The sequence below is a fragment of the Clostridium sp. Marseille-Q7071 genome, from assembly GCF_965112025.1.
Genome location: NZ_CBCOPR010000001.1, coordinates 4,371,255 through 4,396,668, shown reverse-complemented (window position 1 = coordinate 4,396,668; position 25,414 = coordinate 4,371,255). Strand labels below are relative to the sequence as shown.

Annotated in this window: 19 protein-coding genes; 16 read left to right on the top strand and 3 right to left on the bottom strand. The window is 27.2% G+C overall.

What is annotated here, in order from left to right; translation table 11 throughout:
* Positions 1-55 precede the first annotated feature (55 nt).
* Positions 56-1,225, bottom strand: coding sequence for a dicarboxylate/amino acid:cation symporter (locus ACWPW7_RS20850; RefSeq protein ID WP_454055101.1), 1,170 nt, complete (start codon positions 1,223-1,225; stop codon positions 56-58).
* 355 nt (positions 1,226-1,580) lie between these two features.
* Between ACWPW7_RS20850 and ACWPW7_RS20845 the strand changes: the two genes are divergently transcribed.
* From ACWPW7_RS20845 to ACWPW7_RS20820, 6 genes are all read left to right on the top strand, one after another.
* Positions 1,581-3,143: a GTP pyrophosphokinase gene (locus ACWPW7_RS20845; protein ID WP_454055100.1), complete on the top strand. Its 1,563-nt coding sequence runs from the start codon at positions 1,581-1,583 to the stop codon at positions 3,141-3,143.
* A gap of 641 nt (positions 3,144-3,784) precedes the next feature.
* Positions 3,785-7,039, top strand: a complete 3,255-nt coding sequence (locus tag ACWPW7_RS20840; protein WP_454055099.1) for a ligand-binding sensor domain-containing protein — start codon at positions 3,785-3,787, stop codon at positions 7,037-7,039.
* Positions 7,040-7,888: 849 nt separating this feature from the next.
* Positions 7,889-8,920, top strand: coding sequence for a Cys-Gln thioester bond-forming surface protein (locus ACWPW7_RS20835; RefSeq protein ID WP_454055098.1), 1,032 nt, complete (start codon positions 7,889-7,891; stop codon positions 8,918-8,920).
* 103 nt (positions 8,921-9,023) lie between these two features.
* On the top strand, positions 9,024-9,524 hold the full coding sequence (locus ACWPW7_RS20830; protein ID WP_454055097.1) for a ferritin: 501 nt from the start codon (positions 9,024-9,026) through the stop codon (positions 9,522-9,524).
* Between the two features lie 270 nt (positions 9,525-9,794).
* Positions 9,795-10,922, top strand: coding sequence for an ABC transporter ATP-binding protein (locus tag ACWPW7_RS20825; RefSeq protein ID WP_454055096.1), 1,128 nt, complete (start codon positions 9,795-9,797; stop codon positions 10,920-10,922).
* Positions 10,922-12,499 (top strand): ABC transporter permease/substrate-binding protein, encoded by a 1,578-nt coding sequence (locus ACWPW7_RS20820; RefSeq protein WP_454055095.1) that lies wholly within the window; start codon positions 10,922-10,924, stop codon positions 12,497-12,499. Before ACWPW7_RS20825 ends, ACWPW7_RS20820 begins: the two co-directional genes overlap by 1 nt.
* A 319-nt stretch (positions 12,500-12,818) precedes the next feature.
* Here ACWPW7_RS20820 and ACWPW7_RS20815 read toward each other — a convergent pair whose 3' ends face one another.
* Together ACWPW7_RS20815 and ACWPW7_RS20810 are read right to left on the bottom strand one after the other, a co-directional pair.
* Positions 12,819-13,442, bottom strand: a complete 624-nt coding sequence (locus ACWPW7_RS20815) for a TrkA C-terminal domain-containing protein (protein WP_291565597.1) — start codon at positions 13,440-13,442, stop codon at positions 12,819-12,821.
* A gap of 361 nt (positions 13,443-13,803) precedes the next feature.
* The gene (locus ACWPW7_RS20810; protein ID WP_454055094.1) at positions 13,804-14,112 is read right to left on the bottom strand and encodes a winged helix-turn-helix transcriptional regulator; all 309 of its coding nucleotides are present in this window, start codon (positions 14,110-14,112) and stop codon (positions 13,804-13,806) included.
* Between the two features lie 252 nt (positions 14,113-14,364).
* Here ACWPW7_RS20810 and ACWPW7_RS20805 point away from each other — a divergent pair, with 252 nt between their 5' ends.
* The 10 genes from ACWPW7_RS20805 to ACWPW7_RS20760 all read left to right on the top strand — a co-directional run bounded on the left by ACWPW7_RS20805 (position 14,365) and on the right by ACWPW7_RS20760 (position 25,251).
* Complete coding sequence (locus ACWPW7_RS20805) at positions 14,365-15,174, top strand: pirin family protein (protein WP_454055093.1); 810 nt, start codon at positions 14,365-14,367, stop codon at positions 15,172-15,174.
* Between the two features lie 12 nt (positions 15,175-15,186).
* Positions 15,187-15,654, top strand: coding sequence for a nitroreductase family protein (locus tag ACWPW7_RS20800; RefSeq protein WP_454055092.1), 468 nt, complete (start codon positions 15,187-15,189; stop codon positions 15,652-15,654).
* 674 nt (positions 15,655-16,328) lie between these two features.
* A complete protein-coding gene (gene rsgA, locus ACWPW7_RS20795; RefSeq protein WP_454055091.1) occupies positions 16,329-17,399 on the top strand; it encodes a ribosome small subunit-dependent GTPase A in 1,071 nt (356 codons plus the stop codon).
* A gap of 18 nt (positions 17,400-17,417) precedes the next feature.
* Positions 17,418-18,392 carry a phosphotransferase enzyme family protein gene (locus ACWPW7_RS20790; RefSeq protein ID WP_454055090.1) on the top strand — a complete coding sequence of 325 codons (975 nt, stop codon included), beginning with the start codon at positions 17,418-17,420 and terminating at the stop codon, positions 18,390-18,392.
* A 201-nt stretch (positions 18,393-18,593) separates the two neighbouring features.
* The gene (locus tag ACWPW7_RS20785) at positions 18,594-18,758 is read left to right on the top strand and encodes a zinc-ribbon domain-containing protein (protein WP_291565609.1); all 165 of its coding nucleotides are present in this window, start codon (positions 18,594-18,596) and stop codon (positions 18,756-18,758) included.
* Positions 18,759-19,328: 570 nt separating this feature from the next.
* Positions 19,329-20,615 (top strand): UDP-N-acetylglucosamine 1-carboxyvinyltransferase, encoded by a 1,287-nt coding sequence (gene murA, locus ACWPW7_RS20780; RefSeq protein ID WP_454055089.1) that lies wholly within the window; start codon positions 19,329-19,331, stop codon positions 20,613-20,615.
* A 218-nt stretch (positions 20,616-20,833) separates the two neighbouring features.
* Positions 20,834-21,445: an acetate uptake transporter gene (locus ACWPW7_RS20775; protein WP_454055088.1), complete on the top strand. Its 612-nt coding sequence runs from the start codon at positions 20,834-20,836 to the stop codon at positions 21,443-21,445.
* Positions 21,446-21,790: 345 nt separating this feature from the next.
* Positions 21,791-22,276 carry a hypothetical protein gene (locus ACWPW7_RS20770; protein WP_454055087.1) on the top strand — a complete coding sequence of 162 codons (486 nt, stop codon included), beginning with the start codon at positions 21,791-21,793 and terminating at the stop codon, positions 22,274-22,276.
* Positions 22,277-22,886: 610 nt separating this feature from the next.
* Positions 22,887-24,194: a class 1 isoprenoid biosynthesis enzyme gene (locus ACWPW7_RS20765; protein ID WP_454055086.1), complete on the top strand. Its 1,308-nt coding sequence runs from the start codon at positions 22,887-22,889 to the stop codon at positions 24,192-24,194.
* 409 nt (positions 24,195-24,603) lie between these two features.
* Positions 24,604-25,251 (top strand): glycosyltransferase, encoded by a 648-nt coding sequence (locus ACWPW7_RS20760; RefSeq protein ID WP_454055085.1) that lies wholly within the window; start codon positions 24,604-24,606, stop codon positions 25,249-25,251.
* Positions 25,252-25,414: the final 163 nt, after the last annotated feature.

Below are 25,414 nucleotides of genomic sequence, written 5' to 3'. Positions count from 1 at the left end.
TAATGCTTTTTTATATATAAATTTAAGAACCTAATTATTTTTAATGACTACAAACTTATTTAGCATAATTTTTCTTTTCAGCAATTCCTGAAAGCATAAGAGCTAAAGCTCCATCGCCAGTTATATTACATGCTGTTCCAAAGCTATCTTGTAGAGCAAATATTGTTAATATAAGAGCTGTTCCTGCATCACTAAATCCAAGAACACTTATTATTAATCCAAGAGATGCCATTACAGTTCCACCAGGAACTCCAGGGGCCCCTATAGCAAACACACCAAGTAAAAGAATAAATAATATCATAGATGAAACAGAAGGTAATTGTCCATAAAGTATTTGTGATACTGTCATAACAAAGAATACTTCAGTTAATACTGAACCACAAAGATGAATATTTGCACATAATGGAATTGCAAAATCCACGATATCCTCTCTTAACACATCAGATTTTTTAGCTGATTTTAAAGCCACTGGTAAAGTAGCTGCTGAGGACATAGTTCCAACAGCTGTTAAATATGCAGGTCCATAATTTTTAAGTACTTGCCATGGATTTTTTCCTGATATAAGACCAGCAATAAGATATAATACTGCAAGCCAGATAAAATGTCCAATTATAACTATAACTATAACTTTTATAAATACCGGTAATTGTGTTGTTATAGAACCTTCATAAGCTAAAGTAGCAAATGTAGAGGCTATAAATAAAGGAAGTATAGGAATGACAATTCTATTTACTATACTTAAAACTATACCTTGAAATTGATCAAGTAATTTTTCAAATAAATCAGCTTTTGTCCAAGCTGTTGCAAGTCCAATCAATATTGAAAGTACTAAAGCACTCATTACTGACATAACTGGATCTATATCTAATTTAAATATTAGTTTAGGAAGTTCTTTCAATCCTTCAGTAACGGGAGTTATAGATAATTTAGGAATTAAAACATATCCAAAAAATGATGAAAATGCCGCTGCTCCAACAGAGGATAGATATGCTAATAATACTGCAAATCCTAATAATTTTGATGCATTGCTTTTAAGCTTTGCTATTGATGGAGCAATAAACCCTATTATAATTAGTGGCACAACAAAGAATATTATTTGCCCTAATATATATTTCAGGGTAACAACAACGTGTATAAAATTAGCTGGAGAATTAAGTCCAACTAAAAGGCCTATTATAACGGCAAGAATTAGCTTAAATATTAAGCTGTTAAATAATTTTTTCATAAATAAGTCCTCCTATTAATTTAATTATAAAATATAAAAAGCTCTTTCTTTATATATAAAGATAAAAGCTGTTCTTAAATTATATTAATATATAATAGAAATTATAATAGTGATTATTAATTTTTAATATCTTATCTATAACTCAAATGTAGAAAATTTATAATTGTAAAAGTGGCTATTTCCAAAGATATAGTCATTTTTAGTTTTTGACATGCCAAATTATGATTAAAGAAAAAAATTGCAAAATTATATGGATACCTTAAACTAGGATTTTTTATTAAGTTTAAATTTTAAATACTTTTATGGTAAACTTGTAATATGAAAAATATTGGTTACAAAACTCAGGAGGATGGTTATGGAATTAAAGATGTTTCAATTTATTGATGATTCTATTATATATTTTAAAGATATAGAAACCCATTTGGATACCTTATGTGAAGATATAGAGTGTTATTTTGAAGAAATGTTAATGGAAGAAGATCAAGGAGTTTTAAATATTAATTCTAGAGTAAAATCTATTAGTAGTTTAAAAGAAAAGATTATTAGAAATAATTATTATAAAAAATATAGCACTGTGGAGGAATTTTTTTCTAACCTCTCAGATTTAATAGGAATTAGAATTGAATGTAGATTTATTGAGGATGAAAATAAAATATACAAGGTGATTAAAACACATTTTACAGAAATAGATGAGGAAGGCTATTATTATAATTCATCAAAGAAAAATATAAAATTAAAATTATCAGATAAACAACCTCAAGAACAGAAAAATGGATTTAAAATATTTAGAATAGATGGTTTCTATGAATATAATGATAAAAAATTCAATTTTGAACTTCAAATTAAATCTTTAGTTAATATATTCTGGGGTGAAATAGAGCATAAAATAATATATAAAAATAATAATTATATGTTAGTTGATGAGTTTTATAAAAATATAATGGGAGCAATTAAGAAAAATCTTTCTATGATAGATAATCAACTTTTACTCATATATGATCAAGTAAATAAATTTAATGCTATTGATCCAACAGTTAGGAAAGCTCAATTAGAAACTGTACTGTCTAAAATAATCTATGATATATTTTCTACACAAATGAAAAAAAGTATAGGGCTAATTGTAGATTTTAAAAAGTCCTGTGATGCTATAGTAAAATACATATTTAGAACTAATAATGCAGAAGATTTAGAGGACTATAATGAAACTTTATTAAAAACTTTATCTAGATTAAATGCCATAGGAAAAGATGATATGAACTTTAATTCTCAAATAGAATTTGAAAGAGAAGTAGAATTTAAAGATGAATTCTGTAATACTGTTGGTACTGCAATATTAAAATCAATCAATAATGACTTTCAGTGGAATTTGTTTTTTAGAATGTTATTTCAAATAGAATTAGGAAATAACTCAGAGGATTTTGAAAGTTTCATAATGTACTTTAAAAATATATTTTTAAAAAATATCAGTTTTTCAAAGTTAAATTTTCTATTTAATGAAGAGCAATCGGAGAATATAAAAAATTCTATAATAAAACAACTGTCGATATGTTTCATAGAGATAGATTCTATTACATTTATATATGAAGAAAATATAGAAAAAATTAATGATGAAATAAATAATATTATAAAAGATATATTTACTAATATAAATACTTATGAACAGTGGGAAGAGAATAAAGATATTTATTTAACACTATTCAATTTAAAGATACTTTCTATATTTGATTATAAAATTAAAACCGTAAAGGTTAAAAGTTTTATAGAAAGAATTAAGGTATCATCTACTAATAATATTCAAATAAGTGAAAGCATTCTAAAATACATTGATAAATTAGAATTGGTAACAGAAATATCAGCAAAAGATGCCTTAAAATTAATTAAAATAAATAATATTAGTGAAGGTATTAAGAAATTTTAAATTATATAAATGTCACTAGAGAAAACAGAAAACTGTAAATTGTAAACTCCACCTTAGAGAAGCTTTTAAAAATCTATCTTCTTAAAAAAGGTGGAGTTTTATATTAGAAACAATACATCTATAGATAAACTACTCTAAAATTTAATGTATATCTGAATATAGCTTAACACTCTGATATGTTAATTCACGACCTTAAAAAATTGACAATTGATAATGGAGAATTGACAATTATTGTTGAAATTAGTTTTAATCAAACTAATTTCTTTAATAGATTTTTAATAAAAGTGACTTCGTCACTTTTAAAAGGAATAAGTTCAAAACTTCTCTTAAGAGAAGTATCCATAATTGTCCATTGTCAATCGTCAATTCGTATTGTATAAATATAAGCTAAAATAATTTTTTAACACAATTTTATAAGTGTATAGATTAAATCTAGCAGTGGTACATCCATATACATACTTACCTATCTTCTTGATTTAAATTCTTTAAATTCTTAATTTTAAATTGAAAAAACATTTTATCACTAATTTTATGAGCATTTTTATCTATTAAATGTCGCTTTTTGTAATATATGCTATTGTAAATTTATATATATTATGGGAAAATATTTTTAGAATGATAATCCTATAATTGGAGGTAAAATGATTAAAAAAATAAAAAAATTAAATGTATTTATTATTGCAGTAATTTTTAGCTTATTTTTTAATGAATTTCTTGTACAAGCTATAGAAAATAATTTTAAGTTTAGAAGAATAACTATTAAGGATGGCTTATCTCAATCTTCCGTAGAGTGCATTTTTCAAGATAGTAAGGGCTATATGTGGTTTGGTACAACAGACGGATTGAATAGATTTGATGGTCATGAATTTAAAGTTTATAAGTATAATCTTAATGATGATAACAGCTTAACATCTAATTACATAAACTCAATTATAGAAGATAACGAGGGTTTTTTATGGGTAGGTACTACTAAAGGATTAAATAGGCTAGATACCTATACAAACGAAATTACTAGATATGTAAACGACCCTAATAATATCAAGAGTTTATCATCCTATAATATATGGGATGTTATGGAGGATAGTAAAGGACATATATGGGTTGCAACGGATAAGGGGTTAAATAAATACGATAAAAAAACAAATACTTTTATAAGATATTTCTTTGATAAAAATGATAATAATAGTTTAAGTCATGATTTTATTACTTCATTACATGAAGATAGTGATGGATTAATTTGGGCCGGAACTAAGAATGGATTAAACAGCTTTAATACTGAAAAAAATTTATTTACAAGATATACTCATGACAGCTTAAATACAAATAGCATTAGTGATAATTATATAACTGAAATTTATGAAGATAAAAATAAGGATATTTGGATAGGCACTTTAATAGGTGGATTAAATAAATATAATAAAAAAACTAATAAATTTACACATTATAAAAGCAGCAATAAAAAGAATCAATTACAATCTAACTCTATTCAAACTATTTTTCAGGACAACAGGGGAATTTTATGGATAGGAACAGAAAATGGATTAAGTAAATACAATAGGGATGCTGATGACTTCTTCACATATAAAAATAAATATTATGACTCAGATAGTTTAATAGATAATAATGTGTTAAATATACATGAAGATAAAGCTGGTATGCTTTGGATAGGAACATATAGCGGTATAAGTATGCTCAATCCTGCTTCCAAGTTTAACCATTATAAAAAGAATGAAACTGAAAAAAATAGCTTAAATGACAATATGATAAATGGAATATATGTAGATGACAAAGATGTAATATGGATTGGTACTAATAGTGGAGGGCTTAATTCTATTAATAGAAAAAATGGAGAGGTAAAGCAATATACAAATGATCCCAATAATGATGAAAGCATTAGTCATAATCGTATTTGGTCAATTACTGAAGATAGAGATGGAGATCTATGGATAGCTACTAGTTATGGATTAAATAAATTTGATAAGACTACAGAAAAATTTACTAGATACTTTAATAATAATAACAATAGTTTAATAAACAATGAAGTAAGATATATATACGAAGATAGTGAAGGACTTATATGGATAGGTACACGTCATGGCTTAGACTCTTTTAATAAGGAAAAAGAAGAATTTACTAATTATAATTGGCTGCTTAGTAGTAATGGAGTAAAGGACTATTATATATCTGCAATTTATGAAGATTTGAATGGGAATTTGTGGCTAGGATGTGGACTAGAAGGTGGACTAATTAAATTTAATAGAAAAACTAATAAGATAAAGAATTATAAATATGATAAAGAAAATAGCAGGAGCATTAGTAATAATAGTATAGAATCCATAACAGAAGATAAAAATGGAAACTTGTGGATTGGAACTCATTATGGGGTAAATAAATTTAATAAAGAAAAAGAAGAATTTACTAGATATACTGAAGATGATGGTCTTTGTAATAATTATGTCTACGGGGTTCTAATAGATAAACTTGATAATCCATGGGTAAGTACAAATGGTGGATTGGCCCAAATAAATGTATATGATAATAGAATTGTAAATTTTAACATTAACGATGGGTTGCAAAGCAATGAATTTAATGGGTATTCATATTTTCAAAGTAAATCAGGAGAAATGTTTTTTGGTGGGGTAAATGGATTAAATAACTTTTATCCAGAAGATTTATCGAAAGAATATTATTCATCTAAAGTGGTGATAGAGTCTTTCGCTATAAATGGTAAACCTATGGATATCAGGAATGAAATAAAACTTAATCATAATCAAGAGAATTTTTCTTTAGATTTTTTCTTACCAAATTATGAAAACCCAACTAAAACAAAGTATGCCTATAAATTAGAAGGTGTTGACAAGAAGTGGGTATATTCGAATTATAGAAATTATGCTAGCTATACTAATATTAAACATGGAAAATATACTTTTAAAGTAAAGGCAAGAAATAGTAATGGTATATGGAGTGAAGTTACGGAAATACCTATTACAGTTTTAAGACCTCCTTGGAAAACTTGGTGGGCATATCTATTATACGCTTTATTAATTCTAATAGTTATATACGTAGTTTGGAACTATGTAACCATACTTGAAAGTTTAGTAAAACAAAGAACTATTCAGCTAAACAATAAGCTTAAAGAAAATGATAAGTTGTATAAAAAGCTCATAAAAAATGAACAATTTAAAAATAAATACTTTATTAACTTATCTCATGAGCTTAGAAGTCCACTAAATGTAATATTATCTGCAGTTCAATTATTTGAAAAGATGTGTAAAGAGGATGTAGTATTAGAAAAAGATATATTAAATAAATATGTTGGTATAATAAAGCGTAATTCCAACAGTCTTTTAAATACTATCAATGAGCTTATAGATACCTCTAAAATTGAATCTGGAAGTTACAGATTAAATATTAATAAGGAAAATATTATATATTTAGTAGAAGATATAGCATTGTCTATGAAACAATTTGTAGAAAGTAACGGTATAGAGCTTATAATAGATCCAGAAGTTGAAGAAAAATTTATTGAATGTGATGCTAGAGACATAGAGAGATGTATTATAAACTTAATATCTAATGCTGTTAAATTTACTGAAGAAGGTGGAACTATATGGATTAACATATATGATAAAGATGATTTCATCGAAATATCAGTAAAGGATAATGGAAGTGGTATTGCGAAAGAATATCATGAAATAATATTTGATAGATTTGGACAAGCAAATAATGTTATATCAAAGCAGAAGGTAGGTAGTGGAATAGGTCTTACCTTGGTAAAATCATTAGTTGAATTGCACGGAGGAAATATAAAAGTAATAAGTGAAATAAATGAAGGCAGTAATTTTATAATTACCTTACCTGTTAAGCAGCAGTTAATAAATCACAAAAATATTTAGTTTCCGATGAGACCTTATAGGTTTCCAATGTGAAAATTTAAAATATACTCTAAAAAAACAGAAAAAATAATAGGAAAATCATTAATATCTGAGAAAATTTCAAATCAGTAACTCTTACTTTTGTTAAGTAAGAGTTACTTTTTATTTACTGGAAAACTTAATCAATTGAAAATTGACGATGGACAACTTAAAATAATGCACAATGCACAATTCACAATGCACAATTAAGGTTGAAATTATTTTTTAGAAAAATAATTTCTTTGAAGAAATTTTTTGACTAGCAATGTAATTGCTAGTTATGTGGCGAACACTGTTCGCCGCTACAAGATCAATTCAAAATTTCTCAGTGATAACTGAGAAATATCCATAATTGTGAATTTTGCATCGTGAATTTTCAATTGTATAAGGGTTCCCCTGAGGTGCAGTATAGTTCGGAACAACACCAATAAGTTTAACTAATACTATGGAGGGACTACAGGAATTAAGAATTAAGTATGAAGGATGAAGAATTTAGGTGGAAATTGGTTTTATAAAATTAATTTCTTAAAATAGATTTTTTAATAAAAGTTACTGTGTAACTTCAAAAAAGAAATCAGTTGAAAACTTCTCTTATAAAAGAGAAGTCTCCATAATTGTCCATTGTCAATTTTCAATTCTCAATTGTCAAAATTTTAGGGGGAAGAGGTAAGTTTTAGGAATAATTACCTTATATATAACTAATAATAAAAAAAACATATTTATTAGTGAAGTTTTATAGATGTTTATAAGAGAAATATAACTTAATTTATTCATTAAAATACATGTGGAAAATTTTATTAAAGATCAATTAATTGTTGAGGAGATGAAAAAATGAAAAAACTAAAAAGATTTTTGACAATATTTTTAGTAGCATTTATTTTCAGTTGCAATATTGTTAAAGCTCAGGATGTTGCAAGAGAATTTATTTCTAAAAGACCTACTAAAGAAAGTGCTAATGTGCATTTTTCTTATGTAAAAAATGGTAAAAGAATTAGAGAGGATACAATTCTTATAATAACTAGTAAAGAAAATAAAGATTTATATGCTTATTGTATTGATATGTATAAGAAATACCCTTCCTATAATGGAACAGAGTATAAATTAGGAGAATTATCAAGTAGTATAGATAGAAATAAACTAAATAAGGTTTTCGTAAATGGTTTTCCAGTTGTCAGTCCAGAGATGCTATCAAAAAAATCTGGACTTGATGAAGAAAGTTATTATTCTTTAGAAGAAGCTTATGCAGTAACTCAATTAGCACTTTGGCATTATACAGAAGCTAATAGGGATATAATAAAATTTTCAGTAGAAGAGGATATAGTAGATAAGAGAATATTACAAGGTGTTAAATATCTTATAAGTAAAGCAGAAGAAAATAAAGAAGAAAGTTTGATTACTTTTCAATATAACAAAGACACTATAAATAAAATTGCTTTTGAGAAGGAAGGCTTTAATTATTTTGGACCAATAAAAATACAAGGAGATATTGAAAGATCAGAAGAAATAAAAATAAATTTACTAAGTAAAAATGCAACATTGGTATATGGTAATGGAGAAGCTGTTGGTAATACAGTGATTATAGATAAAGAGTTTTATATAAAAACACCAAAATCAAATAAGATTTCAAATATTGACATTGATATTAGTACCAATTTAACCAGTTATATTGAAAAATATTATGAGCCCTTTGATACATCTATACAGGATATTTTAGTTGCAGAACAAGTAAAGACAGGGTTTAAAGATAAACTGTATATCAATATGCTACTACCTCAAACCGGTAACATATTCTCATCCCAATCAATATTAGGGATAGGAATATTAATGATAGGGTTAGGAGCATTTATAATTAAAAAGCATTGATAAATAAGAAAAGTTAAAAATATTTACATATATGATCAGATGATTAAATTTGTATAGAAAAGAAATTTAATCAAATACTAATAATAAAAAGGAAGGTGTACTTATGCTTAGTAAGAAGTTAACTGAAGCATTAAATGACCAAATAAATTACGAATTTTATTCAGCTCATTTATATTTATCCATGGCGGCATATTGCTATAATGAAAATTTAGATGGCTTTGCAAATTGGTTTTTGGTGCAAAATGAAGAAGAAAGATTTCATGCTATGAAGCTATTTAATTATATAAATCAACGAGGTGCTGTTGTAGAGCTAAAAGAGATTCCAGCACCAAAAACAAAATTTAATTCTTTGCAAGAAATATTTGATGAAACGTTGAAACATGAACAATTAGTTACTAAAAGATTTTATGATCTTACTGATATGGCTATGGCAGAAAAGGACTATGCTACTGTTAGTGCCCTGGAGTGGTTCAATAATGAACAAATAGAAGAAGAAGCAACTGTAAATTTAGTTATTTCTAAATTAAAACTTGTGGAAGGTCCTTCTCTATATTTGTTAGATCAAGAATTGGCAAGTAGAACTTTTGTAGCTCCAGCAGAATAATTTTAAAAGAATGTAAGACATATTTAAAGTTTGACCTATGAGAATTATAGAATTATAAGTTAAATAATTTAGAATTCTATAATTTTCATAGGTTTTTAATTTTAATGTATAAGTACAATCTGTCTTAGAAAATACTAAATTCTATAGTATTGCTAACTATAAAATTTTTCTTATACCAATAGTGAATTTTGCAAAAGTAACAACCTTATGCTACAATTAAGTTGTTACTGTTGAAAAGTGTAAAATATTCTGGAGAAAAGGAGGAAGAATATGATAGAATTTAAAAATATAAAAAAATCTTATAAGGATACATCTGTTTTGAAAAATATAAGTCTAAAAATAGATAAAGGTGAGTTCGTAGTTTTTATTGGTTCTAGTGGATGCGGTAAAACTACTTTATTAAAAATGATAAATAAACTTATAAAACCTACATCTGGAGAAATTTTTATAGACGGAAAAAATATAGAGAGTGAAAATCCTATTGAATTAAGAAGAAGAATAGGATATGTAATTCAACAAACAGGTCTATTTCCTCATATGACTGTTAGAGAAAATATAGAGTTAATACCAAAGTTACAAAAACTAGATGATAGCAAGATTGAAGCTAAGACTAAAGAACTTATGTCAATGGTTGGATTAGATCCTGATAAATTTATAGATAGATATCCCTGTGAATTAAGTGGAGGACAACAACAAAGGGTAGGTGTTGCAAGAGCTTTTGCTACAGATTCGGAAATAATATTAATGGATGAACCTTTTAGTGCTCTTGATCCAATAACTAGAAGTGATCTTCAAGAAGAGCTTTTTAATCTTCATCAAGAAGTTAAAAAAACTATAGTGTTTGTAACTCATGATATGGATGAGGCGTTAAAACTTGCTGATAAAATTTGCATTATGAGTGGGGGAGAAATATTACAATATGATACTCCTGAAAACATATTAAGGAATCCAATAGGAACATATGTTGAAGAATTTATAGGAAAGAATAAAATTTGGAACAATCCTGAGTATATAAAAGCTAAGGATATTATGATTGAAGATCCAGTTAGAATAAGTAGTAAGAGAACAATACTTCAAGGAATCGAAATTATGAGAAGTATGAAGGTAGACAGCTTATTAATAACTGATAAAAGTGGAACTCTAAATGGATTAGTTACATTGAAAAATATAAAGAAAAATCCAAATATGGTTTTAAAACTTGAAGATGTTATGGAAAAGAACGTTATACGTGTACACGATGAAGATAACTTAATAGATATATTAGAAACTATGAATAAGCATGCAATTGGATATGTTCCCGTTGTAAATAATGAAGATAAGCTTGTAGGATTAGTCACTAGAAGCAGTTTAATTTCAGTGTTGAGTGAACAATTCATAGACATGGAGGTGAATGCTTAGTGCAAGGTTTTTTAGAATTTTTAGTAGATAAAAAAGGGCAAATTTTTCAGCTTTTATTAGAACATATTGAACTTACGGTATTTGCAGTATTCATTGCCATATTAATTGGAATTCCCTTAGGTATATTAATAACAAGGGTTAAAAAAGCTTCTAAGCCAATACTTATGTTAGCAAACCTCATTCAAGCTATACCAAGCTTAGCACTATTAGGATTTTTAATTCCCATAATAGGAATAGGTAGTAAGCCAGCTATTTTAATGGTAGTGCTATATTCTTTATTACCTATAATAAAGAATACTTACACAGGTCTTACCAATATAAATCCAGATATGCTAGAAGCTGCAAAGGCAATAGGGATGACCAAAGGACAAATCCTTAGACTTATACAAATCCCTTTAGCTCTTCCAATAATAATGGCAGGAATAAGAATTTCTGCAGTAACAGCAGTTGGACTTATGACTATAGCAGCTTTTGTTGGTGCAGGTGGGTTAGGATACATGGTGTTCTCAGGAATACAAACAGTAGACAACTATATGATTTTAGCTGGAGCTATACCTGCTTGTATATTAGCCTTAGTAATTGACTTTATAGTTGGAAAAGTAGAAAAAGTGGTGGCGCCTAGTGGAATTAAGATGGTTGATGGTACTATGAAAATAAAAAAGGTATCTAATGGAAAGAGATCTAATAAGAATCCTTTAATAGCAGCTTTACTATTAATAGTGATTGTATCAGGTACCATTTTTGCATTTAGTAGAAATAACGATAAAATAGTTATTGCCTCTAAGAACTTCTCTGAACAACTTATAGTAGGTAATATGCTAGCAGATTTAATTGAAAATGATACTGATTTGAAAGTTGAAAGAAAACTAAATTTAGGTGGAACCAATATTGCCTTTAGTGCAATGACTGCTGGAGAAGTTGATGCCTATGTAGAGTACACAGGAACAGGTCTTGTGAATATATTGAAAAAAGATATAGTAAATGATCCAAATAAAGTTTATGATATAGTATCAGAAGAATTTGAGAATAAGTATAATATAAAATGGCTTGATCCTCTTGGATTTAATAATACTTACGTGTTAGCAGTGACTAAGGATACAGCTGAGAAGTATAATCTAGAGAGCTTTTCAGATTTAGCAAAGGTAAGTAATGATTTAGTAATAGGTCCGACCATAGAATTTACTAATAGACAGGATGGATATTTAGGCCTTATTAAAGAGTATAATATGAGCTTTAAAGATTTAAAACCTGTAGATGGTGGACTAAGATATACTGCAATAGATAATAAGAAAAGTGATGTTATAGATTCCTTTGCAACAGATGGGTTGTTAAAAGCCTTTGATTTAAAGGTATTAAAGGATGATAAAAGCTTTTTCCCACCATATTATGCAGTACCTATAATACGAGAAGAGACATTAAAAAAACATCCAGAGCTTGAAGAAGTTATGAACAAGCTCTCCGGTAAAATAAATGATGATACAATGAGAGATTTAAACTATAAGGTAGATAAACTTGGAGAATCACCTGAAAAAGTAGCTAAAGACTTTTTATTAGAACAGGGATTAATATCTAAGTAGTTAATCAATTTAGAATGGACAATTGAAAATTGTGGTGGAAATTAGTTTTAATCAAACTAATTTCTTTATAGATTTATTGTAGTGGCGAACATTGTTCGCCATTTTTTTATACATATCAAAATTTAATATTAATATAAAAAATATTATGGCGAACACTGTTCGCCGCTACGGCTAGGTAATTAATATGGTAATTAATTCTAAATTTCTCAGCATCTGCTGAGAAATGTCCACAATTGTGAATTTTGCATTGTGAATTGTGAATTAAATTAAAAAATCCGATGATTAGAAAGTACGTCCAACTTTAAGTTGGATATACTTTCTAATCATCGGATAAAAATATTTCTGCAGAGTTATATACTTTTTCATCACCTATAAGTAAAAGCACATCTCCCTTATTAAAGGTTGCATAAGGACCAGGAGAAAGTATAAGAGAACTATTTCTTTTTATTCCTACAATAGTGGCTCCTGTGTTTTGCCAAAACTTAGCTTCAGAAATAGATTTACCGATTAGCTTACAGCTATCGGGAATTTTTATTTCTAAAGGTGTTACTGGAGTTATATTGCCTAATCTGCCAGAGTGGTCTACTATTTTATTTATAGTTTCCATTATTTCGTCTTCAAGTTTTCGCTTTTTAGCAATTAAGTCCGCAAGGGTAGTCTTACAAGAAGCAATACTTTCTATATTTTGAAATTTATTTATAAATTTAAAAGCATTATCTTTTGAAAGAACAGTTATTCCACTTCCTTTAGATGATTGAACTACATTCACATCTTCTAAAAGTTTTATTGCTCTTCTTATAGTTTCAGGAGAAACATTATATTTTCCTGCTAAAGTGGAGCGACCATGTAATTTTTTCCCTTCCTCAATATCTCCTTTATATATGCCACTGGCTATATCCAAAGCTATTTTTTGATATATAGGCATTGAATAATTTTCATACATAAGCTTACCTCCAAGTATACCAAGTTAACTTAATTCTAGAAGTAAGTTGGTTTTAAGTCAAGAGTAAAGTAGATATTTTCAATGGAGAAGTTAAGATAATGCACAATTCACAATTCACAATTCACAATTGAGGTGGAAATTAATTTTAACCAAATTAATTTCTTAAACTAATTTTTTACTAGCAATATAATTGCTAGCTTTTTATAAGAAGTTACTTCATAACTTCAAAGAGAATTAATTTTAAATTTCTCAGTAAAGCTGAGAAATATCCATAATTGTGAATTTTGCATTGTGAATTGTGAATTGAATAAAGTTGTAAATTGAATAACTTTAATTATAAAAAAGTCTATATGAAATCTTTCTACACCCATTTCTCAGCCCAGTTTTGAACTTCTATCATAGCTTTTTCAAGTTCTTTACCTTTTTCAGTAAGTTCATACTCAATTCTTACAGGAGTTTCAGCATAAACTATTCTTTTAATTAACCCTTCTCCTTCTAATTCCTTAAATCTTTCTGCTAACATTCTATCACTAAGCTCTGGAATCATAGTTTTTATATCAGAAAAGCGTTTAGGACCACTTAAAAGTACTTTTATTATAAGTCCAGTCCATTTTTTACCTAGTAATGTAAAAGCATATTCAAATTTAGGACACATATGAAATTCACTCATCATATCACCTCTCATTCTAGTATGTTATAAATGCTTAAATTTATGAAAGAATTACTACTACAATTATAATTTAATTTCTATAAAAATAAAAGTAAATATAAAAAAATTAAAAACTTACTTGACAATATATACTTACTTTTAGTACGATACTTATATAAAGTAAGTTAAATAATTTCAATTAATTTTGTAAGAAAGTCAATAAAGAATAATTAATAAAGAAAATATATACAATATGGAAGAGGAGGTAATCCTATGATAAAGATTATAAATGGTGAAGCTGTTAAAGATGGAGCTGGAGTAAAACTTAATAGAGTTATAGGAAGTAGAAATTTAGATAATGCAAATCCTTTTTATCTTCTTGATGAGTTTAAAAGTGATAACAAAAGTGACTATATGGCAGGTTTTCCTATGCATCCTCATAGAGGAATTGAAACTATAACTTATATGATAGAGGGCAGTTTTAAGCATAGAGATTCAAAAGGAAACGAAGGCGTGTTAAATTCAGGAGATGTCCAGTGGATGACTGCTGGAAGAGGAATACTTCATGAGGAAATGCCAGTAATGGAAGACGGAAAATTATGGGGATATCAACTTTGGCTTAACATCCCAAAGGAAAAGAAAATGATTGAACCTAAATATAGGCATATAAGTAATGAAGAAATTCCTGTTATAAAGGAAGAAGGAGTTCTAGTAAAACTTATATCAGGAACCTATAAAGATAAAAATGGAGTTACAAATCCCACAGTACCAGTAGATTATATAGATGTTAGAATTAATGGTGGAAGATTTGAAAAGGAAGGAATGGAAACAGTTCTCTTATATGCTCATAGTGGAGAGATAAACGTAGAAGCACAAGGAGAAAATGTAGCTGTGAAATCTGGCAATATGTGCTTTATAACTGGTGGTGGGAATATAGAAGTTACAGGGGAAGGTGGATTTTTATATATAAGTGGAAATCCACTTAGAGAACCAGTTGCAAGATATGGACCTTTTATAATGAATACCAGTGATGAAATAATTAAAGCAATAGATGATTATAATAATGGAGTTTTTGATAAATAGGAGGGATTTTTTATGGATTTAAAAAAAGTATATGAAGAAAGACGAGCAATAAATTTCTTTGACACTAACAAAGACATTAGTGAGGAACTTTTAAAGGAGATAATAGACTTGTCAGTACTTGCACCTTCTGCTTTTAATCTTCAACCTTGGAGTATAATTGCAGTAAGATCAAAGGAAGCAGTTAAGAATACACAACAAGCCGCTTATAATTTATATGGAACTTCAGAAGAAAATAAAATTAAATTTGCTGAAAGTAACGGCGGATTATTATCAATGTCTATAATGTATGCAGCTAAAAATTTTGGGGTAGACTCTCATCCTATGAGTGGAATTGATTTTGAAGGTATAAAGAAAGAATTTGAATTAAGTGAAGATAAAACAATAGTAATGACAATAGCACTAGGATATTTAAAACAAGATAAAACATTATATCCTAGAAGAGCTAGAAGAGGATATGATGGAATAGTAAAAGTACTATAAATCATCTGCCAAAATAGATAGTCAGTATTATAAACTATTTTTCGTAATATTTGTTTACAGAACCTGCTAATAGAAAACCTATTAGCAGGTCCTGTTTTTATTTAGTCCTCAATATTTATGGCACTTCTAAATTGATAGAAATTCTATGAAGGATTAAAGGAAATATAGAGAAATTATTGAAATTTCAGAAAAATTATAATATAATAAATTTGAAAGCTTAAAATATAATAGGTGAAAGGAGTGTTATTATGACAGTAGTAGTTGAGGTGATTATGAATTAACTGCATATGAAACAAAAGGCAATTTAAATGGGGAATTATTTCCCTTTATTTGTGGTGTCTTTTGTGAAAGTCTAAGTATAACCTTTCAGCCTAATTAATTAGAGGCAATTAGCAGGATACAGGTTAGCCTGTTTTTTTTATGCTAAAAATTCTAGGTATTCCACAAAGGGGTTATCTCTTTGTGGAATTTTTATACTTATTTGTAAGTAAAAATCTATTCTATTTGATTATGTAGAAAGAAAAATAACTTTTATTTTATATAAAATATAGTAATTTTTTTCTATGTATTTTAAAGAAGTTAAATATTAAGTTGTTCTAAGAAACCTTAATACTGCTTTGTTTAAAAAATTAAGCCTTCATATATTTTATTATTTTCATAGAGAAGGTGAGTATATGAATTTAGAACTTTTAGGTTGGAATGATTACTTTGAAGAACATTTTAAAGACTATTTAACTAAGGGATTTTTTCCTGCCAGAGTGTTATCAGAGCAGAAAAATAATTATTTTGTGCACTTTGAAAAAGAAATAATAAGTGCAAAACTTGCTGGTAAGTTTAGATATAAAGCAGCTTTAAAGAAAGATTTTCCAGCAGTAGGCGACTGGGTAGTAATTAAATTAATTGAAAATAACAGTGAGGCGATAATATATGGAGTGTTACCAAGAAAAAATTATTTTGCACGAAAACTACCTATATCTGGTGGAAGAAAGATAAAAAATGGAATTATTGTTGGAGGATCAATTGAGGAGCAAATTATTGCATCCAATATAGATACCGCTTTCATTGTAAGTGGATTAGATGGAAATTTTAATATTAATCGAATTGAAAGATATATTACTTTAGCCTATGCCAGTGGTGTTACCCCTGTTATCCTTTTAAGCAAAGTGGATATTTGTGATGATATTACTGATTATCAAAACAGAGTACAAGAGATTGCAAAGGATATACCAATTCATCCGATAAGTGTTATAAAAAATTTAGGAATGGATATTTTTGAAGAGTATTTATTATCAGGTAAAACAGTAGTGTTTTTTGGATCTTCTGGTGTAGGAAAATCAACTATAATTAATTACTTGCTGGGAGAAGAAAAACAAAAAATAAGCTCCGTTAGTAACTCAAATGGAAAAGGTAGACATACCACCACAAGTAAGGAACTATTTTTTCATAATTCAGGATGCATGATAATTGATACTCCTGGATTAAGAGAGCTTCAATTATGGGGAAGTGAAGATGCACTAGAGGATAGCTTTCAAGATATAACTAGTATAGCTATAAATTGTAGATTTAAAGATTGTACTCATGAAAAAGAACAAGGATGTGCAGTTATAAGAGCTATTAAAGATGGAATCATTACCAATGAGAGATTTGAAAGTTACAAAAAGCAATTAGGTGAACTACAAAGATTAAGTAAGAGTCAAAGACAATTTCAAATAAATATGAATAGAAAAATGAAAAAAAGAATATAATGTAGGGGAGATATAACTATGATGCAATTAAAAAAAATGGTTCTTGATACAGATAGAACTGCAGAAGAAATTTTAAATAATTGGCACCATGATGAGAATACAGTTATATTCTGGCGTGCTAGTACTAATTTTGTTTATAGATTTAAATATAATAATAAGATGTATTTTTTAAGATTTTCTCATGAAGATGAAAGTTCTATAGAAAGAATAACTTCTGAATTAGATTTTGTACTCTATTTAAATAAGAATAGCTATTCGGTTGCTTGTTCTGTTAAATCTATAAATGGAAGGTATATTGAAACAGTAGAAACAGAGATAGGAACATGCTATGCGGTGGTATTTGAAGCTGTAAAAGGTAAAAATTTAGATATTACTGAAATGTCTACAGAACAACTTGAAATATGGGGGAAATCTTTAGCTGAACTTCACAATTTATCTAAAAAATATAAACCTAAAAACTATATTCGTAATAGTTGGAAAGACCAACTAGAATATGTGAAAAGTATATTAGAGGATTTTCCAGAGGAGAAATCTGCAGTAAATGAGTTGCAAAGAGTCTATGAATGGCTGAATTCCATGCCAATATCTAATGAAAATTTTGGGTTAATTCACTATGACTTTCAGTTAGATAATGTTTTTTGGAATGATAGCTCAAGTTCTTTTAATATCATAGATTTTGATGATAGTATATATCATTGGTATATGATGGATATTGTGCGGGCATTAGAGTTAGATGAGCTTGAAGATGGCAAGTCAAAAATAATTTTAAAATCTTTTTTAAAAGGATATTGTTCCGTTGAAAAAATAGAAGGTGAGTATATAGAATTAATACCAAAGTTTAGAAGGTATGACAATTTATTATCCTTTGCAATCTTAATGAGGTCTATGAAAGATAGTGATTTTGTGAAAGATCCAGATTGGTTAGCCAAATTAAGACCAAGATTAATAGCATGGTGTGATGATTACAGAAGAGAATTTGCAAAGCCATGGTAAAAGCAGGAACACTGTAAAAATACTTATTAAATTCTTTTAAAGAAGTATTGACTTGTATAAAAAAGCATGATATACTAAAGAAGTTATCAGTTAAATAACTGAAACATAAAGATTTAATATGATTAAAACATTCCCTTTTTAGGTGTATAGAGTAGATCGTTTTTTAAATCTTAATATAAATAAAAAGGAGAAATGTTTAAAATGGCAGATAAAAATTTAGTATGTAAAGATTGTTCAAAAGAATTCGTTTTCACTGAGGGAGAGCAAGAGTTCTACAAAGAAAAAGGATTCGAAAATGAACCACAAAGATGCCCTGATTGTAGAAGAGCTAGAAAGCAACAAAACAACAGAGGATTCCAAAGATAATTAAACAGTAATAAATCACCTATAGGAAGCAATTCCTATAGGTTTTTTAATTTTAAAAGTTAATACTACATAACCTTACGCATATATGAATACCTTCCTACTTAAATACATAACATAACCTATGATTATATATAGACACTATCTTAACTAATTCACAATGCACAATTCAAAATTCACAATTAAGGTTGAAATTAATTCTTTAGGAATTAATTTCTTAAACTAATTTTTTTACTAGCAATACAATTGCTAGTTTTTTATGAGAGGTTACTACGTAACTTCAAAAAAGAAATCAATTGATACTTATCTTATAAAAGAGAAGTATCAATAATTGTTAATTTTAAATTCTCAATTGTATAATGGAGATGCTTTATAAGAATTTATATTAAAGTAGTTTTCTTTTACAAAAACATATGTTACATAAAAATAAAAAAAATAATAAAGATAATAAAAATGAATAAATAATAAAAAATATTAATAAAAATTTATAATTGTTAACAAATATTAACAAAGCTGAGGCTAGATGGTATAATATAATAGAAATTAGAATACAATTAAGGATGGTTTTTTTATATGCGATGGATAGAGCTTAAAAGGAAGAAACATTTAAATGGATGTGTGAGTATACCAGGAGCTAAAAATAGTTCGCTTGCATTGATGGCAGCGTGCTGTTTGAGTGATGAACCAATTATACTTAAAAATGTACCTCATATTTCTGATGTAACTTTGATAGAAGATATAAGCAGAGATATTGGATTTAATATAATTAATAAAGAAGATTATTTATTACTTGACCCAACAAATATATTAGGAGCTGAAATTGATCCTAAAAAAGCTTCAGCTTATAGAGCATCTTATTATTTTATTGGAGCATTACTTTCAAAATTTAAAAAAGTTACTTTAGGATATCCTGGAGGAGATAATTTTGGAAGTAGACCTATTGACCAGCATATTAAAGGATTAAAAGCTTTAGGAGCAGAGTTTAAATTTTATAATGATTATTATGTAGTAGAAGCGGAAGAGCTAAAGGGCGCAGAAATATTTTTTGATATAATTTCTAGTGGTGCTACTATTAATCTTATGCTTGCGGCAGCTAGAGCAAAAGGAAAAACCATATTACAAAATGCTGCAAGAGATCCTGAAGTCGTAGATTTAGCTATTCTTTTAAATAAAATGGGAGCTAATATTAAAGGAGCAGGTACTAGTACAATTGTTATAGATGGAGTAAATGAGCTTAAAAAATGTAATCATAGCGTTATTCCAGATAGATTAATTGCAGGAACTTTTTTAATGAGTGCAGGAATTGCTGGAGGAAATATTACAGTAGAAAATGTTATACCTGAACATTTATTATCTTGTGTAGCCAAGCTTGAAGAAACAGGATTACATATTGAAACAGGAGAAAATTATATAAGAGCAATTAAAGAAGGTAATTTAAGAGGTATAAATGTAAAAGCTTCTATGTATCCAGGCTTTGCTACAGATCTTCAACAACCATTAACAGCAATGCTTGTAGAAGCAAATAGTCATAGTATGATAAAAGATATTGTTTATCCAAATAGAATTAATCATTGTTTTGAATTAAACAAAATGGGAGCAGATATTATAATTAAAGAGGAAGGCTTTGTAATTCCAGGTAATCGTAAATTAAGAGGAGCACATGTTCATGCTAGTGATGTTAGAGCAGGAATATCTCTTATTTTAGCAGGGTTAGCAGCAGAAGGGACTACTTATATAACTGGTATAGAGCATATAGAACGTGGATATGAAAATATTATAGAGACATTTTCCTCTATAGGAACAGATATTAAAATATGTGAAGATAATAATATAAAAGAAAGTGAATTTGTTGTTTGTTAAATGATATAAGAATTACATCTAAAGAAAAGATTAAATATAATAATAAATCACAAAAATGTAAGTTAAAATTATTAGCAAATAATATGTAGAAGTGTAATTTGAAAATCTATATAAACTTAATATTTTTATTCTTTGAATTGACATGATAAATTTTCTTTGATAAAATTTCCTAGTTAAAATATTTAATAAAGTTTAAATGAAATCTAAGGAGAAAATTTATGAATGAATCAAAAGAAGTAAAAATAGTTACTGCTGACCCATCTGGACTAGGGCTTTTTGGATTAGCAATAATTACACTTGTAGCTTCTTCGCAGAAGCTTGGGATTACTCAAGGAATATCATTGTTATTACCTTGGGCAATATTTTTAGGCGCTTTTGCCCAATTATTTGCTTGTATCAATGACTTTAAGCACAATAACACTTTTGGAGCGACAGCTTTTGGAGGATATGCGTTTTTTTGGTTTGGAATGGCATTCACATGGTTAATTCAAAATGGAGTATTTGGAGAAAAACTTGCTACATCGGTAGATCCTAAGCAATTAGGTTTTGCATTTGTAGGGTATTTAATTTTTACTATATTCATGACTATTGGAGCTATGGAAACTCATAAGGTATTATTTAGTATTTTTTTATTTATTGATTTTTTATTCTTAGGGTTAAGTATGAATTCCCTTGGAATTATGCCAGAGCTTGGTCATGAGATTGCTGCATATTCTGAATTTATAATTTCTATACTTTCATTTTATGGTTCAGGTGCTGCAGTTTTAAACAAACACTTTGGAAGAGAATTTTTACCAGTTGGTAAACCTTTTGGAATATTTAAGAGGTAATTCTTAATATAGAATAAAAGTAAAATGTATTAAATCAAAATTTTAGAGTCATAAAAATAATCTCTACAATAAGGACAACCTTATTGTAGAGATTATTTTTTGCTAATTAAAAGATTTTTAAAATTATTGTATTTTAGATAGCTTAAATCATAAAGTTATATTTTTATTTATTTAAAAAACTTATAGATGATATCTTGTTCATAAATAATTAGTATTGGAAATCAAAGAGAATTATTATTAGAATTAAGGTAAAGTAAGTTTTATATATTATTAATAGTAGTAAGATAAAATCTATATATATATTTAACAGATTTATAGTTTTATGGTATTAAGGAGGAGATTTCTTTGGATAATGATACTTTGAAAAGCTTAAGACCAGAAATTAGAGAGAAGATTATGAGAGAGGAATTAGGGGAGGAAAAGTGCAGAATATTAGATAAATATGATCTTCATCCAAATGGAAGACTATATTGGGAGAGAATACAGGAAAAATATCCTGTACAGGAGTACTTCAGTCATAAATTTGCTAAAAAAACTTCAGCCTTAGGGATGATATTTCATATATATAGATTATGCTTTGCAAAGACGAAATATTTTGAAAATAATTGGAGTTATTTTGTTCCTTGTATATATGATTACAAAAAAGGTTTTATAGAAACAGAAATTTATGATATGGAATATATAAAACAAAAGGATACAGGAATAATACTAGATTTAAGAGAACTAGCTAAAATAAAATGGATTATTGATTTTAGAGAAATATGCGATTATTTAGAGGAAAAGCAAAAAGAAGTAGAAAATAGCAAAAGTCATAATGAAAAGGGAGCATGATATACAATTGAGAATTGAGGATTGACAATGGACAATTTAGAACACTTCTCTTTTAGAGAGAAGTCTTAGATTTATTTGCTTTGGAGTTATGAAGCAATGGTTTAAATTAGTTCAGATATTTCAATTAGAATAAAAGTAAAATGCTCTATGTAATTAAGAATTGAAAATTGATAATGGACAATTTAGGAAACTTCTCCTTTGTAGGAGAAGTTTTAATTTTATTTTTTGAAGTTATGAAATAACTTTTTATAAAAAAGTAGCAATAAAATTTCTACTTTAATTTTATATTATATATTGTAATTACATTTTTAACTTTTTATTTTTCAATTTTATGCAATATATGTAATAATAGAGTAAAGATTAGATATAAATATAGTAATACTTATACAATTGAGGATTGACAATGGACAATGGAGAATTATGGATACTTCTCCTTTATAGGAGAAGTTCTGAATTGATCTTTTTTTGAAGTTACGTAGTAACTTGTTATAAAAAATTAGCGATATAATCGCTAGTAAAAAATCAATTTAAGAAATTAATTTCAACATAAATTGTCAATTGTCCATTCTCAATTATCCATTGCTTAAATTGTTTTTAGGGGTAATAATTTATGAGGGAGAATACGAATTTAATGACAAAAGACACATTGGGGTTAAATAATTTATATAAAAATATTTGGTGGAACACAAATAAAGATTTTCCAAAGTTAGATGGAAAGGTCAGTTATTTTGAAAAAATAAAAATGGAAAAACAGACAGATAAGTTTATTAATGAAATTATAAAGATAATAGAAAGTTTTCCTAATGAAGAGGCAAAGAGGAAGCAATGGAGAGATAGATTTAATGATATAGTAGATGAGTTTATAAATAAATCTCCCTTAATTAATAGTAAAGATAAAGAAATTTTATTGAGCAGAGAATTATTAAAAAGTACAGAGGAGTTTATAAATGTAGCAAAAACTTTTGACAGTAATATTTCCGCAGAAGATATAGGTCAAGCTATGAGAAATGTATGGATAATGAATATACTTCAAATGTTATTTGGTATGAAAGTATCATTTACTGACTCAATATTTGGATACAGCATGTTATATCCTTATACAGATAACTATTTAGATAATCCAGAAATATCAAAGGAAGAAAAAGCGAATACTAATAAAAGACTAGAAAAAAGATTAAAAGGACATTTAATTGAGTCGAATAATGAATATGAAAAGAAGGTATTTGAGCTAGTATCAAAAATTGAAAACACTTTTGATAGAGAAACTTATACTGAGGTCTTTCAAAGCTTAATATATATTTATAATGGTCAAGTAAAGAGTATGATTCAGCAAGGAAAGAGAACATCACCCTACGAAACCGATATTTTAGGTATATCAATAGAAAAGGGTGGAAGTTCTGTTTTAGCAGATGGTTATTTAGTTAAGGGAAAACTAAATTATGAAGAAGCAAGATTCTGTTATGGATATGGAATACTTCTTCAAATATGTGATGACTTGCAAGATGCAACAGAAGATTTAGAAAATAATCATATGACTATAATATCCCAGTTAGCTGAAAAGTGGGATTTAGACAACATAACTAATGGATTAATAAATTTTACTATTAACTTAATAGAGGATGTAGAATGTTTTCAATGTAAAAATATAAAAGAGTTAAAACAGTTAATAAAGAAGAATTGCTTACAATTAATCTATTTTGCTATAGCAGCAAATAAGAATTTATATAGTAAAAGTTATTTTAAAGAAATAGAAAAATATTTTCCATATAGAAGAAGATATATGATAAAGCTTTTTGATAAGTTGAAAAAGAAGTTTTCAAACATGAAGGAAAGTTATAATGGAGTAAGCATAGAAGAGATAATTAAGTACGGGCTATTGGATGAAGAAGTTAATTTTGATTTAATATATGATAATTAAAAAACTATTTAAGAATCTTTAAAATTGAAGCATCTGAAAGAAAATAATAGATTAAAGATGTTAGTATATTCTAGGCATATTCAAAAAAATAGATAAGCATACTGACTATCTATTTTTTTGAATATGCCTCATATCAGACAAGGCGCCAGAACCTGCTCATAGTGGTGCTATAAGAGGGGTGTGACAACGTAGTATGATGAAAAATAGGCTAACATACTGGTCTATTATTCTTTGAAGATGCCTTAATATATCTTTATATATTGTAAAAATTAAATTGCTTTTTAATAATTTTTTTACTTTTGAGCAAAATATTATTGCATTAAAAATTAAAGCAACTTGAAAAAAAACTGAATAACTAACATATTTAATTAGTTATTCTTTTTCAAATGCCTAAAAGGAGAGTAGAAAAATGAAAAAAATATTATCAATTTTACTGTTCGCTTTATTATCTTTTAGTATAATAACAGTACCTTATGAAGCTTATGCTGTAGAAAGTGCTTTTGCCTATAAGGATAGTTGTAGCAAAAAGGCTGAGAACTTAAGAGAACAAGGGAGAAGGTTTTGGATTGAACATGTTTTCTGGACTAGAGATTTTATAAAAAGTGACTTATCTAATCTTGAAGATAAGAGTGATGTTTTAAATAGACTTCTTAAGAACCAAGAGGATATTGGAAATTTAATTAAACCATATTATGGTGCAGAAAATAGTAAAAAGCTTACAGAACTTTTAAAGGGGCATATTAGACTTGCAGGTCAAGTTGTTGATGCTGCTAAAAATGGAAATAAAGAGGATTTAAATAAATATAATCAGCTTTGGCATAAGAGTGCAGAGGATATTGCTAAATTTTTAAGTGATCTAAATCCAGAATGGTCAAATAAAGAATTAAAAGATATGCTATATAAACATTTAGATTTTATAATAGCTCAGGTTACTAATAGGTTAAATGGTAATTGGACAGGAGATATAGATGCCTTTGATAAAGGTGAAGAGCATATAATTAAATTTGCTGATATTATTTCAAGTGGTATAATTAAACAATTCCCAAATAAATTTTAATTATAGTAAGTTATAAAAAGAGCAAAACATTGCTCTTTTTTATTATGGAAAATTAAGTATCTTTGAAAGAAGTTATATTTTTATAAAATTATATATTATAATAAAAATATGTTTATTATGGTTACATAAGATAAGCTAGCATTTATAGATATAAATTTATGCA